This is a genomic window from Vibrio satsumensis (genome assembly GCF_050337435.1).
In the GTDB taxonomy this organism is placed as follows: domain Bacteria; phylum Pseudomonadota; class Gammaproteobacteria; order Enterobacterales; family Vibrionaceae; genus Vibrio; species Vibrio satsumensis.
On the sequence record NZ_JAKJSX010000005.1, the window covers coordinates 267,158 to 286,673 of the forward strand.

The 19,516-nt window shown below is 44.2% G+C and carries 19 protein-coding genes, 1 pseudogene and 1 riboswitch; of the genes and pseudogenes, 7 read left to right on the forward strand and 13 right to left on the reverse strand.

Annotated elements, in window-relative coordinates:
• Nucleotides 1-172 precede the first annotated feature (172 nt).
• Nucleotides 173-601 carry a PACE efflux transporter gene (locus tag L4C44_RS07010; RefSeq protein WP_327784843.1) on the reverse strand — a complete coding sequence of 143 codons (429 nt, stop codon included), beginning with the start codon at nt 599-601 and terminating at the stop codon, nt 173-175.
• A 139-nt stretch (nt 602-740) separates the two neighbouring features.
• Between L4C44_RS07010 and L4C44_RS07015 the strand changes: the two genes are divergently transcribed.
• Together L4C44_RS07015 and L4C44_RS07020 are read left to right on the forward strand one after the other, a co-directional pair.
• Nucleotides 741-1,643 carry a LysR family transcriptional regulator gene (locus L4C44_RS07015; protein WP_428804689.1) on the forward strand — a complete coding sequence of 301 codons (903 nt, stop codon included), beginning with the start codon at nt 741-743 and terminating at the stop codon, nt 1,641-1,643.
• Nucleotides 1,644-2,048: 405 nt separating this feature from the next.
• Nucleotides 2,049-2,393, forward strand: coding sequence for a thiamine-phosphate diphosphorylase (locus L4C44_RS07020; RefSeq protein ID WP_146490886.1), 345 nt, complete (start codon nt 2,049-2,051; stop codon nt 2,391-2,393).
• A gap of 122 nt (nt 2,394-2,515) precedes the next feature.
• On the opposite strand, the gene thiE is transcribed toward L4C44_RS07020, so the two are convergent.
• The gene (gene thiE / locus L4C44_RS07025; protein WP_285953691.1) at nt 2,516-3,133 is read right to left on the reverse strand and encodes a thiamine phosphate synthase; all 618 of its coding nucleotides are present in this window, start codon (nt 3,131-3,133) and stop codon (nt 2,516-2,518) included.
• A gap of 262 nt (nt 3,134-3,395) precedes the next feature.
• Here thiE and L4C44_RS07030 point away from each other — a divergent pair, with 262 nt between their 5' ends.
• Nucleotides 3,396-5,339, forward strand: coding sequence for a methyl-accepting chemotaxis protein (locus tag L4C44_RS07030; RefSeq protein ID WP_428804690.1), 1,944 nt, complete (start codon nt 3,396-3,398; stop codon nt 5,337-5,339).
• 124 nt (nt 5,340-5,463) lie between these two features.
• Here L4C44_RS07030 and thiM read toward each other — a convergent pair whose 3' ends face one another.
• From thiM to L4C44_RS07085, 11 genes are all read right to left on the reverse strand, one after another.
• On the reverse strand, nt 5,464-6,249 hold the full coding sequence (gene thiM / locus L4C44_RS07035) for a hydroxyethylthiazole kinase (protein ID WP_428804691.1): 786 nt from the start codon (nt 6,247-6,249) through the stop codon (nt 5,464-5,466).
• A gap of 29 nt (nt 6,250-6,278) precedes the next feature.
• On the reverse strand, nt 6,279-6,959 hold the full coding sequence (tenA, locus tag L4C44_RS07040) for a thiaminase II (RefSeq protein WP_428804692.1): 681 nt from the start codon (nt 6,957-6,959) through the stop codon (nt 6,279-6,281).
• A gap of 8 nt (nt 6,960-6,967) precedes the next feature.
• Complete coding sequence (locus L4C44_RS07045) at nt 6,968-7,924, reverse strand: ABC transporter substrate-binding protein (RefSeq protein WP_146490819.1); 957 nt, start codon at nt 7,922-7,924, stop codon at nt 6,968-6,970.
• Nucleotides 7,925-8,044: 120 nt separating this feature from the next.
• Nucleotides 8,045-8,860, reverse strand: a complete 816-nt coding sequence (locus tag L4C44_RS07050) for an ABC transporter permease (protein WP_428804693.1) — start codon at nt 8,858-8,860, stop codon at nt 8,045-8,047.
• Complete coding sequence (locus L4C44_RS07055; RefSeq protein ID WP_428804694.1) at nt 8,853-9,632, reverse strand: ABC transporter ATP-binding protein; 780 nt, start codon at nt 9,630-9,632, stop codon at nt 8,853-8,855. The genes L4C44_RS07050 and L4C44_RS07055 overlap by 8 nt, the downstream gene beginning before the upstream one ends.
• A complete protein-coding gene (thiD, locus tag L4C44_RS07060; RefSeq protein WP_428804695.1) occupies nt 9,622-10,506 on the reverse strand; it encodes a bifunctional hydroxymethylpyrimidine kinase/phosphomethylpyrimidine kinase in 885 nt (294 codons plus the stop codon). Before thiD ends, L4C44_RS07055 begins: the two co-directional genes overlap by 11 nt.
• Nucleotides 10,507-10,604: 98 nt before the next feature.
• Nucleotides 10,605-10,716: riboswitch (TPP riboswitch) on the reverse strand.
• A 98-nt stretch (nt 10,717-10,814) separates the two neighbouring features.
• Nucleotides 10,815-11,732 carry a DMT family transporter gene (locus L4C44_RS07065; RefSeq protein WP_428804696.1) on the reverse strand — a complete coding sequence of 306 codons (918 nt, stop codon included), beginning with the start codon at nt 11,730-11,732 and terminating at the stop codon, nt 10,815-10,817.
• A gap of 77 nt (nt 11,733-11,809) precedes the next feature.
• Nucleotides 11,810-12,550, reverse strand: coding sequence for a helix-turn-helix domain-containing protein (locus L4C44_RS07070; RefSeq protein ID WP_428804697.1), 741 nt, complete (start codon nt 12,548-12,550; stop codon nt 11,810-11,812).
• A gap of 173 nt (nt 12,551-12,723) precedes the next feature.
• The gene (locus L4C44_RS07075) at nt 12,724-13,749 is read right to left on the reverse strand and encodes a DUF4382 domain-containing protein (protein WP_428804698.1); all 1,026 of its coding nucleotides are present in this window, start codon (nt 13,747-13,749) and stop codon (nt 12,724-12,726) included.
• Between the two features lie 422 nt (nt 13,750-14,171).
• Nucleotides 14,172-14,423 carry a DUF2999 family protein gene (locus L4C44_RS07080; RefSeq protein ID WP_009844829.1) on the reverse strand — a complete coding sequence of 84 codons (252 nt, stop codon included), beginning with the start codon at nt 14,421-14,423 and terminating at the stop codon, nt 14,172-14,174.
• Nucleotides 14,424-14,551: 128 nt separating this feature from the next.
• Nucleotides 14,552-15,649 (reverse strand): ElyC/SanA/YdcF family protein, encoded by a 1,098-nt coding sequence (locus L4C44_RS07085; protein WP_428804699.1) that lies wholly within the window; start codon nt 15,647-15,649, stop codon nt 14,552-14,554.
• A 496-nt stretch (nt 15,650-16,145) separates the two neighbouring features.
• On the opposite strand from L4C44_RS07085, the gene L4C44_RS07090 reads away from it, so the two are divergent.
• From L4C44_RS07090 to L4C44_RS07105, 4 genes and pseudogenes are all read left to right on the forward strand, one after another.
• Nucleotides 16,146-16,820, forward strand: coding sequence for a glutathione S-transferase family protein (locus L4C44_RS07090; protein WP_146490827.1), 675 nt, complete (start codon nt 16,146-16,148; stop codon nt 16,818-16,820).
• A gap of 286 nt (nt 16,821-17,106) precedes the next feature.
• A pseudogene (locus tag L4C44_RS07095) lies at nt 17,107-17,376 on the forward strand (S24/S26 family peptidase); the annotation flags it as partial.
• 61 nt (nt 17,377-17,437) lie between these two features.
• On the forward strand, nt 17,438-18,910 hold the full coding sequence (locus tag L4C44_RS07100; protein ID WP_428804700.1) for an AAA family ATPase: 1,473 nt from the start codon (nt 17,438-17,440) through the stop codon (nt 18,908-18,910).
• Entirely contained in the window at nt 18,911-19,504 is a 594-nt protein-coding gene (locus L4C44_RS07105) for a hypothetical protein (protein WP_428804701.1), read from the forward strand.
• Nucleotides 19,505-19,516 lie beyond the last annotated feature (12 nt).

Genomic DNA, 19,516 nt, shown 5'->3' on the forward strand with positions numbered 1-19,516 from the left:
GTATTGGACATCCTTTCCTCTTAATCTATTCTTTCACGAACTCAAATTATCACCCTGTTTAAGATAGCAGAATAAATGACGAGTGACCTAGGTTTACTAACCGAATACCTCCACTAAAATAACGAATAAACAAACGGTTAGTATCTATAATCACGTTGATTCAATGAGCAATTTATTGAACCGCCAAATCGGCTTTTCGTACCCAGAATGCACGCACATGATCGTAAATCAGGTTAAACACAAACGCGTAAATGGTAATAAAAATGGTCACGCCGATATCCATCAAGAACGCCTGCCATATACCCACGTTAAGTAAGTAAGCCATTACCGGGATAGTCGCTATCAACAGTCCAGCTTCGAACAGCACCACGTGAAAAATGCGTAATTTCAGAGAACGCTTGGATTTTTCACCCGTGAAATAGCGATCAAAAATGCGGTTGAAACAGTAGTTCCACATCATCGCGATGGTCGCAACAACTATCATTGTTCCTGATAAGGCATTCACATCGTGATCGGTAAATATCGCTAAGCCGATTATTGAAAGCGTTACGGCTAAAACTTCGAATAACACTGAGTGGAACACTCTTTCTAAGGTACTCATACATTCCTCTAAATAATCTAGTAAGTGTTGGATTAGGTAGGATTATGTCATCCGAAATAATAAGAGAAAGTTAACAGCCATCACGAATAGTGATAGCCTAAACGTTATCACCCTTATTTGGTATTGAGCGAGAGATAGCATGTACAGTTTTGAGCAACTAAAAGTCTTCGTCACTGTGTGTGAAAGTGGCTCTTTCTCTGCCGCGGCACGCAAGCTGAAACGTGCACAGTCTGGAGTAAGCCAGTCGGTCGCCAACCTAGAAATTGCCATCGACCAAGAGCTGTTCAACAGAGAGAAGAACATCCCCGTTTTAACCTCCACAGGTAAAGCGTTATTGCCTGTCGCCAAGTCGATTCTCGACCAGCAAAAGTACTTCGACCAAAAAGTAGAATCGCTGACCCAAGAAGATGAGCACGAACTGATCATTGCGGTTGATGAGAGCATCATTGATAAGAACTTCATAAAGATAATCAGCTCACTAGCTGATCAATTTCCAATTACTCACTTAGATATAATTACCGCTTCTACCTTCGATGTTGAGGACATGGTGAGGCGTGGAAAAGCGCAGATTGGCATCATCTATGCGGATGGTGAACTTAAGGTGGATATGGACTTTTTCTTACTTGGCCAAGCACGCTTTCTCACTGTCAGTTCTGCCACGCACGAACTAAGTCAAATGCCCGTTGTGCAAGATTCCGATTTAAAACGTTACCGCCAATGCGTGCATCGCAGTTCAAAGCAACGCGAACTGTGGTTCACCTACGGAATTAGCTCCATGCTTTGGTATGCCAACAATCACAAAACCATTATTGATCTCGTTGAACAAAATATTGGGTGGGCAAATGTACCTGAAATGATGGTGATGGAAAGCATTCAAAAAGGCGATCTTGTGGCGTTACCTGTCTCGCACGAGCATGGTGGTTGGATTACTCCTGTGGGTTGTTTGGTGTCTCGTAGCCACATCAATGGCCCTGTTCTCACCAGCCTTATTGAAAAGCTTAAGGGACACTCACTGCAATACAATCAATGGCAAGCAAACTAAGCTCCCTAATCTTCAAACATCGTCAGTTCAGAGATTCAATATCGGCGTGGAACTCACCACTGCTACCTCATTTCTGCTTATCTTGCCGATAAATATCTTTGTCGTGTGGATAGAACACCCTAGTTGATGTCCAAAAGTGACCTAACTACACTGCGATCCCAACGGGTTTGTCTTTTCAAATGAATTTAGACAGACCCAAATCGCTCTTTAACACCACTGACCCAACTTCAAATCTCCCAGATAAACGCCCTGCCTTGCAGTCGCTTATGCCGGTTTCAAATAGATCACTTTTTGAATATTAATTCGCACCCAGTTTATGAGCGCTCTTCGAGTGCTTTTCTATATCTAAATGAACCTTTTGGAAAATTTGTCGTGAACGTTTTAAGAAATATTTGCCCTGAAAAAATGGGTAAAGAGCGTAACAAACGAGAGTATGATTTACGCGTACTTAATTGTGTCAGTGAAAGCGAATATGAATCGCGTATGGCGGTTTGGAATAGCCTAGCGTTAACTGTTACTCCGTCTGCTTCGGAAACAAAGGGCTTCATCGATGAGTCTTTCAACAAGCTTCAGCAAGACCTGAAAGAAGCTAGCCGTGAGTTGTCGATTAACTACACGGACTTCATCGCAATGGCACATGAAGAGATCAACTACATTAAGGTGTTTGTTGCTGATAAAACCGCACAATACGGTTGGTACGCTGCGATCGTTCTTATGATCATAGGCACCGTTGCTCTGTGCATTCAGTAAACCAAACCCTATGTTAGATAGAGCACCTTAAATGCTCAATCGATAAGCACATCTAGCACAGCTCTGTGTTTTCACTAGAAAACAGATGACTAACCTCATTTGTTTTCTAGTCTACAACCCCTTCACTCTTCCATTAAAAATAGCAAATCCCGTGTCGCTTGTTTCGGGCTTTCAGCGTGACATATCGCTGATACCAAGGCCAATCCATGAATGCCTGTCTTAACCAACTGCGGAATGTTCGACTCGTTAATTCCACCGATACCCACAATCGGCAACTTCGTTGTTTCCAAAGCCATTTGAATGCCTTCATAACCCCAATGTTTCTTTAGATTCGTCTTGGTCGGCGTGGCAAAAAGCGCACTGAGTCCAATATAATCGATCGGCAAACTGTCGGCTTGTTGTAGCTGCTGTTCAGTTTCAATTGATAACCCGAGAATCTTATCCGGGCCGATCAACTGACGAGCTAGCACTGCAGGCATATCCGATTGCCCCAGATGCAAACCATCGGCGTCGACAGCCAATGCAACGTCCACTCGGTCATTGATGATCAGCGGAACACCTGAACCAACCAAAATCGACTTAACAGCTTGTGCTCGTTCAATGAAAGCTCTCACATCCCCATGTTTCTCTCTCACTTGGACCATAGTGACACCACCAGCGACCGCTTGTTCAACCACGAACTTAAGCGTTTCTAAATCTTGTTGGTCATCCGTTACTAAGTAGAGCTTATAAGGGTTCATTTCGTACCTTCGGAGTCGATGTCTAAAATTGGCGTTGCACCATTTTACCGACAAATCGCATCATGTGCATGGAAGTTAATACTAAATTAGCTCACTTACACATGTGTCATCAAATACGCAACTCGTTGAAAGCATGTCGAAAAACCTGAACTTTTTAACGAAAGCGTTACTTATTACACAAAGTGTTCACTTCAAGCATGCCCAGAATGCTGTTTTATGAAATACTCCGCTGTGAAGGAATCAGGTAAATATAGGGATAGTTATGCGCCACCTTTCTATAGCGCTCAAGATCAAGCTGGGTTATGCCATCTGCTTGCTCTTTTTCGTCATTTCAGGCTTTGTGAGTTACAAAGGTATCCAAACCTTGTCGAACGGCTTCAGCCAATACAGTGAACTCAGCCATAAAGCGACACTCTCAGGCAACATTCAAGTGCACTTTCTTCAGATGCGTTTAGCCTCTGGACGTTACTTAAAGTCATTGGATGAACAGTACGAAACGAATTATCAATCAAGTAAACTCGCGATTGATGATCTGCTCAACAACTTAATTCAATCCACCACCAAAACCGATAGCCTAGCTAGCTTGCAGCTCGTGCAAGACAGCGTGGCGGCCTTTGATGTGGCTTATGGATCAATGAAACAAAGTGAGATCCTCATTGACCAACTGGTAAACGTTGAGATGGTCAAACGCGAAACCAACGCACTGAGAGCTGCTCAGAGCTTGTTGTATGAGTCTTACAATAACAACGATCCAAACGCGAGCTTATACGCGGGCATGTTGATGGAGAACTTCCTCGCCGCCAAGATCACAGTGCTGAGCTACTCAAACAACAACGACCTTAAAACCTATGAAGCTGGTAAAGACATTTTTGAATATGCTCTACCAGGTATCGAAGGCGATATTGAATCTCTCAAATCATCACCTTATCAAAGTGAGCTGATTGAAGACTTCTCGAACCAACGTAAAGCGTATGCAAAAGGCTTTGAGCAAGTTCATCAACAGATGATTGAGAACACGCAAAGAACCGCTACCCTCGCCTCTATTGGTGATAGCTTAGCGATTGCGGTCGCGGATGCTCAAAGTATTCTCGAGCAGCAGAAGCAAGCGCTCACGCCAGTGCTACAAGCCAGTGAGAAGCGATCGATTCAAATCATCATCTTGCTAACGGGTGTCGCTTTGGTTATCGGTATGACGAGTGCCGTGTTGGTCACTCGCTCTATCACCAAGGGTATTGCACAAGTTAAGCAGATCACCAATGAGCTTTCTCAAGGTAACCTGAATGTTGAAGTAAACATTGAGAGCAAGAACGAGATTGGCGAGCTACTAACGAACATGGAGATCACCATTGAATCTCTGCGCGATATTGTTGGTCAAGTGAACCGCTCTAGCGTGCGTATTGGCGAGATGTCCAAATCACTCAATCAAGTGACCAATAACAGCTCGACTAACGCAACACAGTTGAACAGTGAAATGATGAACATCTCATCCGCGGTTGACCAACTGGCTTCAAGCACATCAGAAATTGCTTCAAGTGCTAACCACGCCTCTCAAGTCGCAAATCAAGCGACCGAGAATGTGGCTATGGGACTTAAAGAAGTAGACAAGACACTGCATGAAATTGGCAGCGCCGATGAAAGCATGCAAGTCAGCAGCCAGAAAGTGACCGACCTACACAAAGAGTCGATGAACATTGGTGCCATTCTTGAAGTAATCAAAGGCGTTTCTGAGCAAACCAACCTACTAGCGTTGAATGCCGCCATTGAAGCCGCTCGTGCGGGTGAACAAGGTCGTGGATTTGCAGTAGTAGCCGATGAAGTAAGAACCTTAGCTAAGCGTACTCAAGATTCGGCAAGCCAGATTGATGAACTCATCACCTCGCTACAACGTGGTGCTAAAGATGCATTAGAGTCTATCAAAGAGAGCCACAGCACGGTTTCCGATGCTTCAACTCAGGCACAACAAGCTTCTCAGAACTTGCATGTGATCAACCAACATATCCAAGATTTGAATCAAGCCAACAGCCAAATCGCAATATCCGTCGATGAGCAGGATTGCTTAACAAAATCACTAGGTGAAAACGCGCAAGGGGCCAATACCATCTCGCAAAGTAACCAAGAGTCTGTGAGCAGCATTTCAGGTGCAGCGAGCGACTTAACTGAAGTTGCTCATCACCTAGAGAGCCAAGTGAATCGATTTAGAACTTAGCTAAACCAGACTTAACACAACTGGCGTAGTTCCGAATCAGAATAAAAAGCCCCCTACACATAAGTGTCGGGGGCTTTTCGTTAAGTTAAGAGCTATAAGTTAAGCTCTTGTCTCTAGATTAAGCTTACTGAATCTTCAAACGTTGAATCAGAGTCTCTTCGTCTAACTGGTATAACTCATCAAGCAAATTCATTTGCAAGCTACCCGGACCGCGTGAGTTTTCAGCTGCGATTTCACCAACCACGCCTAATACTGCCGCAGCAGCCAAACCACTTTCATCACCAACAGCTGCAAATGCTCCCGTCAATGCGGTTAAGGTACAACCCATGCCTGTCACATACGGCATCATTGGGTGTCCATTATTTAAGGTCACCACGCTGTCTTTAGTGACAACGTAATCTGTCTCACCGGAAATCACCACATTTGCACCGTATTCAGCCACTAAACATTGCGCTGCGCCTAATGCTGCATCACTGCTATCTAACGCATCAACACCTTTGCTTTGTGCTTGCTCGCCCGCAAGAGCAATAATCTCAGACGCATTACCACGAATGATCAACTTGTCAGCTAAGCGTGCAATTTCACGAGAAGTCTCGGTACGCAGCGTACTTGCACCACAACCCACAGGATCAAGCACCACAACCTTGTTGTTCGCATTCGCTTGTTCAACAGCAAAACACATTCGTGGTGTCCAAACGCTGTCGAGCGTGCCGATGTTGATCACCAAAGCGCCAGAGAAAGACATCATCTCTGCCAGTTCTTGCTGTGAGTGCGCCATGATAGGCGAGGCGCCAATCGCCAATAACGCATTGGCCGTGTTGTTCATCACAACGTAGTTGGTGATGTTCACAACCAACGGTTTTTGCTCTCGTACTGCGTGCAGCGATTGGATGATTTGTTCAGTTAGCATAGGTTAATCCTTATTCGTGAAAGTCGCTTTTAAGCCGCTGTCGAGTCATCAACTGCATTCAGACCTTGCTGCCAGAAAGCCACTTCCATACGTGTTGCGGTTTTGAAGATATGAACGATGTTCTGACCGCGCTCGCTGTTAATATCAATTTCAGCCAGCAGCTGATTGAAATACTCTGCGCCCGTTGCCACGCCAGATTGGAACTCTTCTCCGCCGTAAAGCTGCAGCCAGCTCGCGTATGGGTTGCCTTCCAAAACAGTATCGCTGCTTTCTAATAGCGCTTTACCAATCACAGCATAACCAATTGAACACGGAGCCAATGCCGCATAAAGATCGACAATATCACCTGTCATACCCGCATCTAGAACGTAGCGTGTGTAAGCCACAGTGCCGAAATCTTCAGGTTCATTTTCCAAGTCAGATTCCGTTAAACCCCACTGACCACAGTAAGTCACGTGGTGTGAAATTTCAGAATCTAACAGCGCATGAACACTTGGCAATGCACGACGCATGTCAGCCAAGGTTTTGGCTTTGTAAATCGCTAACGCGTATGCACGGGCATACTGTTTTAAGAACAGAAAATCTTGCTTCAAATAATGCAGAAAACACGGCTGAGCGAGAGTGCCATTTGCCAGCGTTTTAACAAAATCATGCTCGGTGTAGTCTTGCCAATCTTGCTGACAGGCTTGGATTAAGTCTTGGTATTTCATGAGATTCCTTAGTCAAAAGTCGGTACGTAATCAACGGCTTTTGGTAGTGATTTGATAATGCCTTTGTCGAACATGAACTGCGCGTAATCATCGTAACGCTTCATATCGACTGCAGAAGGGCGAAGTGCAAAACGAGTCAGTGTGTCGTTCCATGCGCGTTGGTTAAGTTCGTTATTCAACGTATCTGGTGAATACGCCACAAACTCACTCCATGAAGCTTGTGGGTGGTTCACAATGTAAGTGGTTGCTTGCTCAAGTGCTTTGTTGAATGCTTTGATGGCTTCGTCATCATGTTTCTTTGCGTTCGCCACAAAGATCAACTCGTCGTAAGCTGGCACACCGTGCTCTTCAGGGAAGAACGCTTTTGCTTTAAAGCCTTCAAGGGCTAGCTGGTTAGTTTCGAAGTTACGTAAGCCACCCCAGATTGCGTCTACCTTGCCTGATGCCAGTGAAGACGACAGTGCCCAACCGACATTGATGGTTTGCACGTCGGTAAACTCAACATTTTCCTGAGCCAGCATGGTGCCGATCGTCGCTTCTTCGTTACCCGCGATCGCGATACCAATCTTCTTGCCTTTCAGATCCGCTAACGAATCGTTCTTGCCATTATCCAGTACCATTAGTGTGTTCAGTGGTGTCGCGATAAGGGTTGATGCACGAACTAGAGGCAACCCCGCCGCCACATCCATGGTTAAACTTGGTTGGTAAGTGACTGCGAGGTCGACCTTACCGGCTGCAACCAATTTTGCAGGTGTGCTTGGGTCAGCAGGCTCTTGGATTTCAACCTCTAGGCCTTGGTCAGCAAAGTAACCACGCTCTTGAGCAATCACAATTGGGCCGTGGTTCGGATTCACAAACCAATCCAACATCAGTGTCAGTTTCTTTTGTTCAGAATCCGCCAATGCATGACCTGAAACTAGCGAAGCAAGCAGTGCCACTGCACCTACCAATTTGGTATTTTTCATAGTTAACCTTTCCTTTTGAATATTATTATTGTGTTTATCGAACTAATTTCTAACTAGGTGTTGTTTAGATAAATAGCCTTGAGCGAAGCTTTATTAAACAAAGAGTTATTGAGCGAACCATCACTGGTTTTCCCAAGGGATAGCTTTTTTGAGTAACTTATCTGTGATGAAGTAAAGCGAGATAGACAGCACCGCCAAGATGAATAAGGCCGCAAACATCTCATCGATAATCATGCGTGCGTTGGCTTGCAGCATTAGGTAACCCAGCCCTTCACTCGAACCCACCCACTCGCCGACGACTGCGCCAATTGGAGCAATCACCACAGCCACACGAATGCCAGATGCCAGTGTTGGCAGCGCAGCAGGTAGCTGGATATAACGCAGTAGTTGCCATTTCGATGCGCCCATCGTCTTAGCGAGGTCAAGATAACCCGTCGGTGTATTACGTAGGCCGTCATAACAACAAGTGGTCACGGGGAAGAAGATTATGATCGCCGCCATCACCACTTTTGAAGCGATGCCATAGCCAAGCCACAGCATCAGTACTGGTGCAATCGCGAATACAGGAATCGCTTGGCTAGCAATTAAGATAGGCAACAACCAGCGTTTCAGCGGTTCGAATATCAACATCTGCAAGGCGAAAAACAGCCCCATAGACAAACCCAGTAAAAGCCCAAGTAAGATCTCTTGCGCGGTCACCCAAGTGTGTTTGAGTAATACATCGTAGCGTTCAATCAGCTTAAGGAAGACTTCTGCGGGAGCTGGCAGAATGAAGCTTGGCATCTCGAAGATAACCACCACCATTTGCCATAAACCAAGAATCACAGCACTGCTGATAAGCAAACGCATCACGGGGTTCATCTGACGAGGATGTGTTGTGCTAGCTTGCGTGTTAGCTGAACGAGCCACAGCTTCACTTCGCGTTAGATCATTCATAATCACGCTCCAACTGCTCTAAGATCGCTTGTTGTAACTCAGCACATTCACCATCTAACACTCTTGGTGTGAGGGTGTTAGGCACAGATAATGACTGGGCACTCGCAGGCGTGCCTTGTAACACATACAAGTTATCCGCCAAACGCACCGCTTCTTGTGGATCATGGGTAATCAACACAACGGTTTTATCTCTTAACAGTTCACACGCTAAGCTCTGTAACTTGTGTCTTGTTACCGCATCCAGCGCTGAGAAAGGTTCGTCCATCAGCACGACAGGCCTGTCTTGCATTAAAGTACGAGCCAAAGCAACACGTTGGCGCATACCGCCAGACAACTGATCCGGCATGGTATCTGCGTAATCAACCAAACCAACCGATGCTAGCAATTCCAATGCTTGGTGAGTTTGAGCTTGTTTATCGGATGCTTGGCTTTGATGCTTGTCTGCGGAATTTTGAAAGCGATGGCTCAGACACACGTTGTCGATTACCGACAACCATGGCAGTAATAAATCTTGCTGCGCCATGTAAGCGATGCGATCGGTTAGAGGCCGTTCATCAGACGTTGCCAATGTGCCCTGCCATTCAACTTTGTCATCGAGTAAACCTGCTAGGTATCGCAATACCGTGGTTTTCCCGCAACCACTGCGACCAAGCAGCACTGTCCACTTACCTGCGCTTAAATTAAGTGACAGTCCCGACAGGGTCGCGCGCTCGCTATCTCGGTAACGCAGCGTCGCATTGCTAAGTTGAACACCAATCGTATTAACGGACATTACCGTGTCCAGCGAAGAAGTGGTTTACCGGGCCATGACCTTGACCGACTTTCAATTCGTCAGCATGGGCAATCGCGCGTGAAATGTATTGTTTACCTAGGTCGACAGCCTCTGGGAGCGTGTTGCCTTGAGCCAAGAAAGAAGCGATAGCAGAAGAGAGCGTACAACCCGTGCCATGAGTGTTTTTGGTAGGAAAACGCTTCGCGCTAATCAGAGCAGATGTGGTTAGTAGAATCAGTAAGTCGTTACTGTTTTCATCTTTCTCCAAGTGACCGCCTTTTAGCAGCACTGCTTTAGCACCTAAGGCGCGCAGGTCTTCAATCATATCCTGCATTTCCGCTTCGCTTTCAGGCACAGCTTTACCGGTAAGTGCTGCGCCTTCTGGCAAGTTAGGCGTAATGATGTCTGCGAGCGGAATCAGCTCTTGTTTTAACGTAGTAATAGCCGAGTTTTCTAGAAGAAGGTCGCCACTTGTCGCGACCATTACAGGGTCAATCACTAAGTGTTTTGGTTGGTATTGTTTGATCTTGTCAGCAACGACTCTGATGATTTGCGAGTCCGCCAACATACCGACTTTTACCGCCACGATATTCAGATCGGTGAACACCGCATCTAACTGGCTGGCAACATGCTCAAGTGAGATTGGAAAAATGGCGGAAACGCCTTGAGTGTTCTGGGAAGTAATAGCGGTAATTACCGAACAAGCGAAACTACCCGTTGCAGACATGGCTTTAATATCCGCTTGAATACCTGCGCCGCCGCCACTATCAGAACCCGCAATGGTCAAAACAATCGGAGTATTGATTGAAGAAGATTGGTTTTCTGGTGTTTGAGTGCTGCTAAGTGATACTTGAGAATTGGAATGCTGTGTCATGGTCGCTCCTACTGTCTAAAAGACGTAAGAGAACCGAACTTTGGCCGCAAAGAGAGTGTGGAGGTGAAACCAATGAGAGATCATTGTTGAACCACGTAGGCAAAGTAATCATAGTTCCCTACGCCAGTGTTAACTGAATCAGGTTCAACGGGTCTCGAATAACGATCTCAGCAAATACCAATTAAGGTAGATGCCCCCCGACTATTGATAACGATAGTAACAGCACTCTCGCAACTGAGATACTCATTTTATTCAATTATAAGAATCACGCATGAATTTAATTCAATTAATCTCGCTTTAACAAATACTTATAACGGCTTTTTAGTCGGTTGAGATTGGATGAATAAACACATCACTATCAATAACATACCTAGCCATCCAACCAATGGAATCAGCTCACCCACAATACACACGGCCAATACGGCGGCAACAACTGGCTCAAGCAAGGTAATTAAGTTTGCGCTACTTGCTGTGACATGGCGTAGCCCAAAACTGAACGCGATATAACCCAAACATTGAGGAAGTAACACCAAGTAACTCACCACTAAAATGTTGGTATTCGACGCGAACAGGTTATCCCCTGTGAACCACAGCGTTGGCAGTAATAACACCGCTCCTAATCCAAATATGCTGCCCATCGCCGCTTGCGACTTAATGCCTTCGTCTATCAAAGCTTTTGTCGCCCACGAATAAATGGCGTAACACAACCCAGCAACCAACCCCAGCCCAATGCCCAAAAGCTTTAGGTCATCGCCAGAATCACTCGTCGATGATGATTCTGAAAATACCAGTAACCCAATACCAACCGCACCAATAGCAAAGCTCATGAGCCAACGCTTGTTGATATTATTCTTTTTGCTAATAAGACACTCTAGAAGTGCAGAAAAGAACGGCGCAGTAGCTATCGACACCACCGTCCCCATCGCGACACCCGATAATTTCATTGAAGAGTAGAAAGCCAAAGGATAAATAGCCAGAGCCAGCGCACTCGCCGCTAACAGCTTTTTGTTGAGCAAAAGCTTATCAAGTGAAGATAAGATCTTTCGATACGCCAAGGCCGCCTGTATTAAGCCGCCGACGCCCATTGAAAAAGCACCAATCGCTAATGGGCTGAGATCAGGCGCAAAGCTTGCGGCTGTACCTGTCGTGCCCCATAAAACAGATGCAAACACGATAGCTAAAGTGCCTGTTTGGAATTCGTTAACGCGATTGATGGCAAGATTCATTGCTATTACCTAGTCTATTTTCATTTCTGAAATAGATAATAGTGAACATACTTTGGTTTTAGTTTGCAGAAAGGACGCTATTCTTGTTTTGAAAGACTCTCTTTCATCGAGCCCAAAAACGCCCTTGGAGACATGCCAAAGTGCTGAGAGAAGCGTCGACTGAATGCAGAGAGGTCACTATAACCCACATTTTCTGCGACCAATTGAACGGGTAAATCGGTATGGCTTAGCAAGGCTTGTGCTTTCTCCATACGGTAGCGAGTGATGTACTTAAGCGCACTGATTCCAATACACTCTTTAAAGCGTTTCTTAAATTGAGTGGGGCTCAAACATGCCGTTTCTGCAAGCTGAGAAATAGAGAGAGGTTGGGCGTAATTATCCGCAATGAGCCTTTGTACCGCGCGAATACGAGGGTCGATACTTTTACTCACTTCTTGTTGCTCTAGCAGCAGTGAAAACACATCTAAGATGGATGATTCAATGCCACTGTCGACTTGATATTCCAACTGCTTTTCAACAAACAGCAAGAAGCTCATTAAAGGTGGCGTTATGGTGAAAACCGAGAGCTCATGCTCTAACAAGTGCTGCGGTAACTCCACCATATCCGCAACAATAAACCGTGCTGCTTCATCCGCTTTAAACGCATGCGCTGTGGTGACCGGAATCACCACACATTCACCGACAGAAACCTTGCCAACATACCCAACCATTTCAATGCTAATACTCCCTTGAATCGGCAGCACCAGTTGATGGTAGCCATCATGGGCATGAGTATTGAATTGCTTGGTGTAAGATCGAATGCTTAAGCTAGATTTCATGAGCAACGCCGGAGTACATTTCGCTAGGTTAAAGTAATAGAGACAACGTTACATTATCACTTCCCTAGAGTCACACTCAATGCTCATCAAATTCATGTCAATTAAGTGACGTGATCAAAAACGGCCTCTAAATGAGAGGCCGTTTTTATAAAAAATCGTCATTTACATTAAGGTTAGAATGACACTTGGCTGTCTTGACCTACGGTGACTTGCACGCCATTTTGAGCTTCGTATATTGCGAAGCCATCTGCAACCGGATCAACATTGTCTTCATCACTGTCATGCTGCGCAGTACAGGTATAGCCTAATGAGTAACTGCCAGGATCAATGAAGCCCAGAGAGAACTCATAGTTAGTCTGTGCTTCATTTATTGCCACTGACGCTGAAGTAATCGGTTTCACTTCATCACTGCCGCCAATCGGAGCCATGTCAGCTTGTTCAACATTACCTTCATACAAGTAGACCGACTGAACAAATGTATTATCACCACCGTTACAAGTGTCATAAGTAGAAAGAGCTACAGTGCCTTCAATGTTTCCTGTCTCAACCGTATTGATAAGGCTTGCAGACGTTCTTTGAATGGTGTAATCAGGGAAGGTCGAACTGTTCTTTAGGCCACGTCGAAGATCGAACTCGACAACAAAATCGTTACTTTGTTGGTTCACATTAAATGAGTTATTGAAGTAAAGCACGCCAGCGTTATCTTCTTTACCCACACCTTGAGGGCACGCACCTTCGCCTTTCACCGTTAACTCATGGGTCGTATCATCGTTTTCTATCACGTAGGATGGATCTGTTGGATGATCGCCGTCATTTGCGAACACACACAACTTATAACTGCCTACCGGAATGACCTCATTTTCAATCAAAGGAAGCGCATCGCTGCCTTGGTAATCCAACAAATTCACACTTAATGGAATAGGGTCCTCACCATCTGGCAATGGATCGCCATTTTCATCAACGTAATCGCCGTTTTCGTCCGTTTTATACACATCATAAATCAGTGGCGAACCTCCCCCTTGAGGAAGTAAAGCCACCTTGCTGAATGTCACCGTCACATCTTTAACATCATCGACGGGCGCATCACTCACGCTCAAGGTAATGGGTGTCGTGCTGCTTGATGAACCTGAATCACCGCCGCAACCCACAAGCCCAGCCAGCACAAGGCTCGCTAAAGCGGTTTCCTTTAAATACTTCATAACTCATTTCCTATAAATCACTGCTCAATGAAGGGCTTAGTTTTTTGCCCTCTTATTCTTTTCCTTAATGTGACTCATAGACAAACCGCGCTTATGGCCCAAATCGGTTAGCCCTATTATTTAGGGCTTTCTTCATCCAAAAACTCTGTTCATCAAGGTGCACATATCAGGTCGCACATAGGTTAATTAATTCTAGTAAGTAAATTGTCAGTAGTAACGCATATTTGGCAAGGTTGCTGTCAATTGTGTTGAAATAGTCGTTGAGTAGATAATTGGAGGCTGGGATTGAAAGCAACTTGATCAAAGTGAATAATCGCCACCAAGATCAAAAAAGGCCGTTAAGACAGCCTATTGCTGAACTTAAACGACCTTTTCATTGAATTTTGATTGAGCTAAGACGATATCAGCTCATTCAAACTCACTTATTTTTGAAGTTGCTCTTTAGCGGCTTCAACCTTAGAAAAATCTAGGCCAAGCTCTTCAACTGCTTCTTTGATTAGCGCAGGGTTTTGCATTACCTGACCCATCAGCATTTGAAGCTTATCTTGTGGTAAACCAAGTTGGCTGATTGTCGCCATTGCTGCAAGAGGGTTCTCGGTCAACGTCTTGAATATCTCGCTGATCTGCTCGTCGCTGATATTGTTCTCTTTCAACATTGCTAAAATCGGGTTCATTTTTTTGCCTTTGAAACACTAAATTAAGTAGGAGCACAGCATACCATCTAGCTGTGCTCGATTGTACTAACAACTTAGGCTTTGCTCTTACGAGACTTACTCAGCCCTAACAAAAACGATGTTTAGGCTTAACGAGATTCCAGCGGGTAAGAACGGTAGCTCCACATACCATACGTTCTCAGTGCGTCACGGTAGATGCCTAGAAGCTCACCACTGCTCGCTTTCTTAAGATCTTCTAGCGGCTTATCTGGGTAAGAAACCGTATCGAAGGTAATGCCCTGAGGGCCAGTTTGCCAGCTAGCAATTTCAAACAGAGTTTGACCACGACGAACATGGCTTGCCGAGCTGATAATGGTCGCGTGTTTAATATCATGACGAGCAAGCGCGTAGCTACTGAACAAGGCATTGCCTACTGTGCTGGTCGCGTAGTTCTCTTCAATGATGCGGTCTTTGCTTACCCCTTTCTCGATAAGCCAATCCGCCATTAACTTACCTTCAGTCTTATGGTTCTTCGGCACGCCACCCGTTAACACGATCATCGCTTCTGGGTTCGCTTTAGCCATCGCCAATGTTGTCTCAAGACGCTCAATCAAGATCTGGTGCATTGAGCCGTCTGGGTTAAGCGCGTAGCCCAATGTAACGATCGCACCATGATCATCGAGCAAGCCTTTATCCGCAGACTCTTTCAGTGGTGTTTCTAACACGCGATCAACCGTTGCAAAAATACGTTTGATGTCTTCTGCCTTGCCCTTGTTTAAGCTTTCCAGTTTCTCCATGTGCTTGTTAGATTCACTGTCATTGCCTTCAAATCGCTGCCAAACCGCTAAATACGCATGCAAGTCGACATCGTCTGGGGCAACTGTCAGCGCTTGCTCAAACAGCTCAATAGCGCGCTCTGCATTCTTGTTGTAGATCTGAGCGTTCGCTGCCGAGATAAGCAAATCAGTACGGTAAGGTTCTAGCTGGTAAGCTTCTAACAATCGGTTAGTCACAATTTCCATGTTACTTGGCATTTTGGCCGTGAAGCCCGCGTGAGAAATTCTTGCCGGAGACTTAAACGCCTGCAACGCATCAAGAAGTAATTGGTCGACAACTTGTCGCTTAGTCACCAACTGCGCGTAATCTGCAGAAGCCTGTACTGCGCCATCGTTAGCTGCAAAAGAAAATGGGGTTGCGCCAAAAGCCAGCATGCCACCAAGAGCGAGGGCGATTATGTTCTTTTTCATGGAAAGATCCTGTGTCGTTAAGTGTTCACATCAGATTTGCTCACCAATGTAAGTCCCTAAGATTAAAAAACCGTGAAGCACACCTTAATCTCTAACGTTTATATTCATTTGTTGCATAAGGTGTGGCAGCAGATCACGATTTTGAACTTACCAGTAAGCCTGTATATCCAGATAATTCTGGTATAAAGCAGTACTCAACAGTTATGTTGGAATATCTGACTGCAGATTCCATACACCCTATCCCGCCACAAACCACCCATGACAAATCCGAACTCCGCATAAAACAACGTATCAAAGAAGCAGCTTTAAGCTCATTTTTTCAACGACTTAAAATCCAACACATCAAATAGCTCGATTCTATTCTCGCTCAAATAACGAAGTTTTGAGCACATAGATTTAAAACACGCATCAACCGATTTTCAAATAATTTAAAATCAATTATTGAACGATCGTTCAAGTGGTGCTTTAATGAATTACCAATACAAGGAGTTACCTCATGCTTAAGTTCTATTTTCACCAAACACCAAACCCAATGAAGATCGCTCTGTTTCTAGAAGAGACAGGCCTAGATTTTGAACTCGTTCCCGTTGATACCTTAAAAGGCGAACAACACACGCCGGAATATCGCTTAATAAACCCGAACGGAAAAACGCCAGCCATTGAAGACGAAGGACAACGCGTATTCGATTCAAACGCCATCCTTCTGTACCTATCAGAGAAAACAGGCAAGCTTGGCGGACAACCAGAAGACAGAGCAGAACTTCTATCTTGGATGATGTTTATTGCGAGTGGCCTTGGCCCATACTCCGGCCAATCGGTACACTTCCGCCATGCTGCGCCAGCAGGGCTAGACTACGCTGTGAACCGTTACCTACGCGAAGCACAACGTCATTACGAAGTGCTAGAAAAGCATATGGAAGGTCGTGAATTTATCGTCGGAAATCAGTACACCATTGTCGATGTCGCTGCATGGGGTTGGATTGATAAAGCACCTGTCGTGCTTGGTGAAGAAGGCTTAGAACCTTACCCGAACTTGAAGCGTTGGTTTAACGCCATCAACACTCGACCAGCCGCACTACGTGCCCGCGAGACCGGCAAAGACGTTGAATTTAAAACCGAACGTGATGAAGAAGCGAAACGAGCACTGTTTCCTTCGAATTATGCGAAGTAAAAGAAGTAAAGTCTGATAATAAGGCTCAGTAGTAATCTGCTGGGCCGTTTACTTCACCTTGATTACTCATGAATAACCAACCCGTCCCTTCTAGTTCAAAAATCTCTACCCTGATTTCATGCCCTAACCTACGTATTGAATAAGAGACCTCAAAGCCATAAGTAACTGTTACAAGTCATGAAATACGGATTTAGATCTACTGGATACGAGTTCATAATGATATTCTATATATCATTAAATATTTCATAGGCTTTGAAACGAGCCTTTAAGTCAATCTAAGAGTGGTTTGTATATCATGGACATCGAGCACGATGGCACTACATCCATTGTCGATAAGGAAGTTCATCAGGCGGTGAGTGGCACGTACTTAGTGGATATGGACTGTCTACTCTCGCTAAACGATACTCAGCGTTTGCCATGCAAGAAATTAGCAATCAGGTTTAATGGCTCGACTCTAACAGTTGAAGAAGATGAGGTAAGGGTTGTGGGTAGAGTTGCGTTGGTGATGTTGAGAAAACAAATCAATCAAACCTTCAATAATAAATATATTAATTGAAACTACTACCTGGTTGGTGCACTACTAACAACAAATTATTTTATAAAAATCGAGATTAAAAATGACACTTCAATTTTCAGTTAAAAATCTTGGGAAAATAAAAGACGCTAATATTAATGTAAGCCCTTTGACGATAGTTACTGGCCAAAACGCCACGGGAAAGAGTTTTTTTACTAAAGCCCTTTATTCTATCTTCCGAATGATCGAAGATAGCTCAGCTACGGATTCCATAGGACGGTATGCAACCGAGGCTGTCAGGGTTAATGCTGAACAATTAAATAAATTATTAGAATGCATCGAAGACTCAGAAAGTAAAGTTGAACTATCTACGTTGCTTTTTGACATGCTGATTGGTAATAAAGAAAAAATTGATGAAATTTTTGACATTTCCTCCCGGTATCGAAAAGGTGATGAAAAAAAAGCTTTAGAAGAAATATACCTAATTACCAAAGAACTAATAGAAAAAGTAGACTTCCCTAAAAATCCTTTGAATACTAGTACTACCTCGAAAGCACTTGAAGGCCATAGAGTTCTCGAATTAATAGATAATAAAGTCACTATTAAAGAAGGACAGTATGATTCGAGTTTAGAGCTCTTACGCCTATATTTCTTAACGTATTGTAGCCACATCGTTCTCATTTTCATTGAGTCGATTGCTAGTCACCTTGCCCTCCAAGCCAACTTCGAGAATAACTTGAAAAATGAGCTTCTTGACAACTTTCAAGTCCAATCTTTAACTGAAATTCAAAGTCGAGAGAAAACATCCATCTCATGTTCAGGTTTGTTTGAAGTCGAGATAGCAAACAATGAAATAGATGCGACAGTTGTTGATAACGACGATTTAACTCTATTTAGACATAAACCCAAGTCCGTATTTTTCGAGTCACCTGCATATTGGAGAGTCAGAGAAGCATTACTTTCTGCCAAACGTAATTCAGAAAAAGGACAACTGACTGGTGCACCGAAATATTTCTTTGATTTGGAATATGATATTACGCGCAAGAGCACCGAAGAAATATTTCTAAGTAGCGTATACGATGATTTAAAAAACGAACTTGGTGGAGAGTTTAAGATATCAACTAGTAATATTAGCTTCGTAGAAAACTCAAATCAAAACGAAATATCTAAGAATTTAGTATCCTTCGGTATGACAAATTTGGGCATGGTGAATGCTCTAATCAAAAACAATGTCATAAAAAAAGGCAGTTACGTATTTATTGATGAGCCAGAAACTAATTTACATCCAGATTGGCAAGTTCTAATGATTCGTTCTTTAGTCGCTCTTTCAAAAGCAGGCGTGAATGTAATCATCACTACCCACAGTACCGAAATCCTGAAATATATCGAAGTCGCCTTTTCTAAAATTAAAGAAGACGATGGCGAAGAAAAAGTTAAAGAACTTCTATCAATTAACTACTTAGATACTGATGGTACTTCACTTGAGTTTGATAGCGAGTGTCCTATTGAACAAACCAAAGAAGCGCTTCTAGAGTTAAGTTCACCATTCCTAAAGCTATATATGGAGGGCGCGTAATTGGACATAGAACTAGACCAGTTTTTAGAACCTATTGCCCATAAAAAAGGGGATGCTAGAAGAGGTTTGGCCGCTATCGAACAAGCCGAAGCTAAGGCTTATGCACTAGATAACGATGAAGGCTTAGGAGTTCGCCTTGGGTTCAAGGCAAATATGATGAGTAGAGCCGATTACATTCACTTTGGTGAGAAGGTAGTTACAATCATTGAAGCCAGTGACTTCAAGGACCAATTTTTAGTTTGTGAGAAAGAATTAGAGCGACTAAAAAAAGAAGACCTCGAAATATATAAAGCAGAGAACCCTAATGAAAATAGGATACAAAGACTGACGGAAACCACTAAAGGGCGAACTAAACCACTAAGAAAGATTGCATACAAGCCACTCAAAGCGGAAGTAATGCAAAAGTGGTGCGGTTCAATCGCGATTTCCGAACGGTTAGGTCGTTTCCATAAATGGGAGCAGTGCCCAAACTATCGGTACCTAATTTTGTGTACGGATGGCACAGACGTCCAAGTGATGAATAATTTCTTATCCGTAGTTCAAGGGTTTTGTAATACGGCGGCTATCTTCACTACTAGCCAGTTAAAGCTATAGATTAAAGCCTCA

Bases quoted from the DNA above. Each gene is read 5' to 3' on its own strand.
- L4C44_RS07090 (WP_146490827.1), top strand. From the start codon at position 16,146: ATGCTTAAGTTCTATTTTCACCAAACACCAAACCCAATGAAGATCGCT.
- thiM (WP_428804691.1), bottom strand. From the start codon at position 6,249: ATGCTAACTGAACAAATCATCCAATCGCTGCACGCAGTACGAGAGCAA.
- L4C44_RS07100 (WP_428804700.1), top strand. From the start codon at position 17,438: ATGACACTTCAATTTTCAGTTAAAAATCTTGGGAAAATAAAAGACGCT.
- L4C44_RS07085 (WP_428804699.1), bottom strand. From the start codon at position 15,649: ATGAAAAAGAACATAATCGCCCTCGCTCTTGGTGGCATGCTGGCTTTT.
- L4C44_RS07055 (WP_428804694.1), bottom strand. From the start codon at position 9,632: ATGTCCGTTAATACGATTGGTGTTCAACTTAGCAATGCGACGCTGCGT.
- L4C44_RS07065 (WP_428804696.1), bottom strand. From the start codon at position 11,732: ATGAATCTTGCCATCAATCGCGTTAACGAATTCCAAACAGGCACTTTA.
- L4C44_RS07015 (WP_428804689.1), top strand. From the start codon at position 741: ATGTACAGTTTTGAGCAACTAAAAGTCTTCGTCACTGTGTGTGAAAGT.
- L4C44_RS07030 (WP_428804690.1), top strand. From the start codon at position 3,396: ATGCGCCACCTTTCTATAGCGCTCAAGATCAAGCTGGGTTATGCCATC.
- L4C44_RS07070 (WP_428804697.1), bottom strand. From the start codon at position 12,550: ATGAAATCTAGCTTAAGCATTCGATCTTACACCAAGCAATTCAATACT.
- L4C44_RS07050 (WP_428804693.1), bottom strand. From the start codon at position 8,860: ATGAATGATCTAACGCGAAGTGAAGCTGTGGCTCGTTCAGCTAACACG.
- L4C44_RS07020 (WP_146490886.1), top strand. From the start codon at position 2,049: ATGGGTAAAGAGCGTAACAAACGAGAGTATGATTTACGCGTACTTAAT.
- thiE (WP_285953691.1), bottom strand. From the start codon at position 3,133: ATGAACCCTTATAAGCTCTACTTAGTAACGGATGACCAACAAGATTTA.
- L4C44_RS07080 (WP_009844829.1), bottom strand. From the start codon at position 14,423: ATGAACCCGATTTTAGCAATGTTGAAAGAGAACAATATCAGCGACGAG.
- thiD (WP_428804695.1), bottom strand. From the start codon at position 10,506: ATGACACAGCATTCCAATTCTCAAGTATCACTTAGCAGCACTCAAACA.
- L4C44_RS07010 (WP_327784843.1), bottom strand. From the start codon at position 601: ATGAGTACCTTAGAAAGAGTGTTCCACTCAGTGTTATTCGAAGTTTTA.
- tenA (WP_428804692.1), bottom strand. From the start codon at position 6,959: ATGAAATACCAAGACTTAATCCAAGCCTGTCAGCAAGATTGGCAAGAC.
- L4C44_RS07075 (WP_428804698.1), bottom strand. From the start codon at position 13,749: ATGAAGTATTTAAAGGAAACCGCTTTAGCGAGCCTTGTGCTGGCTGGG.
- L4C44_RS07045 (WP_146490819.1), bottom strand. From the start codon at position 7,924: ATGAAAAATACCAAATTGGTAGGTGCAGTGGCACTGCTTGCTTCGCTA.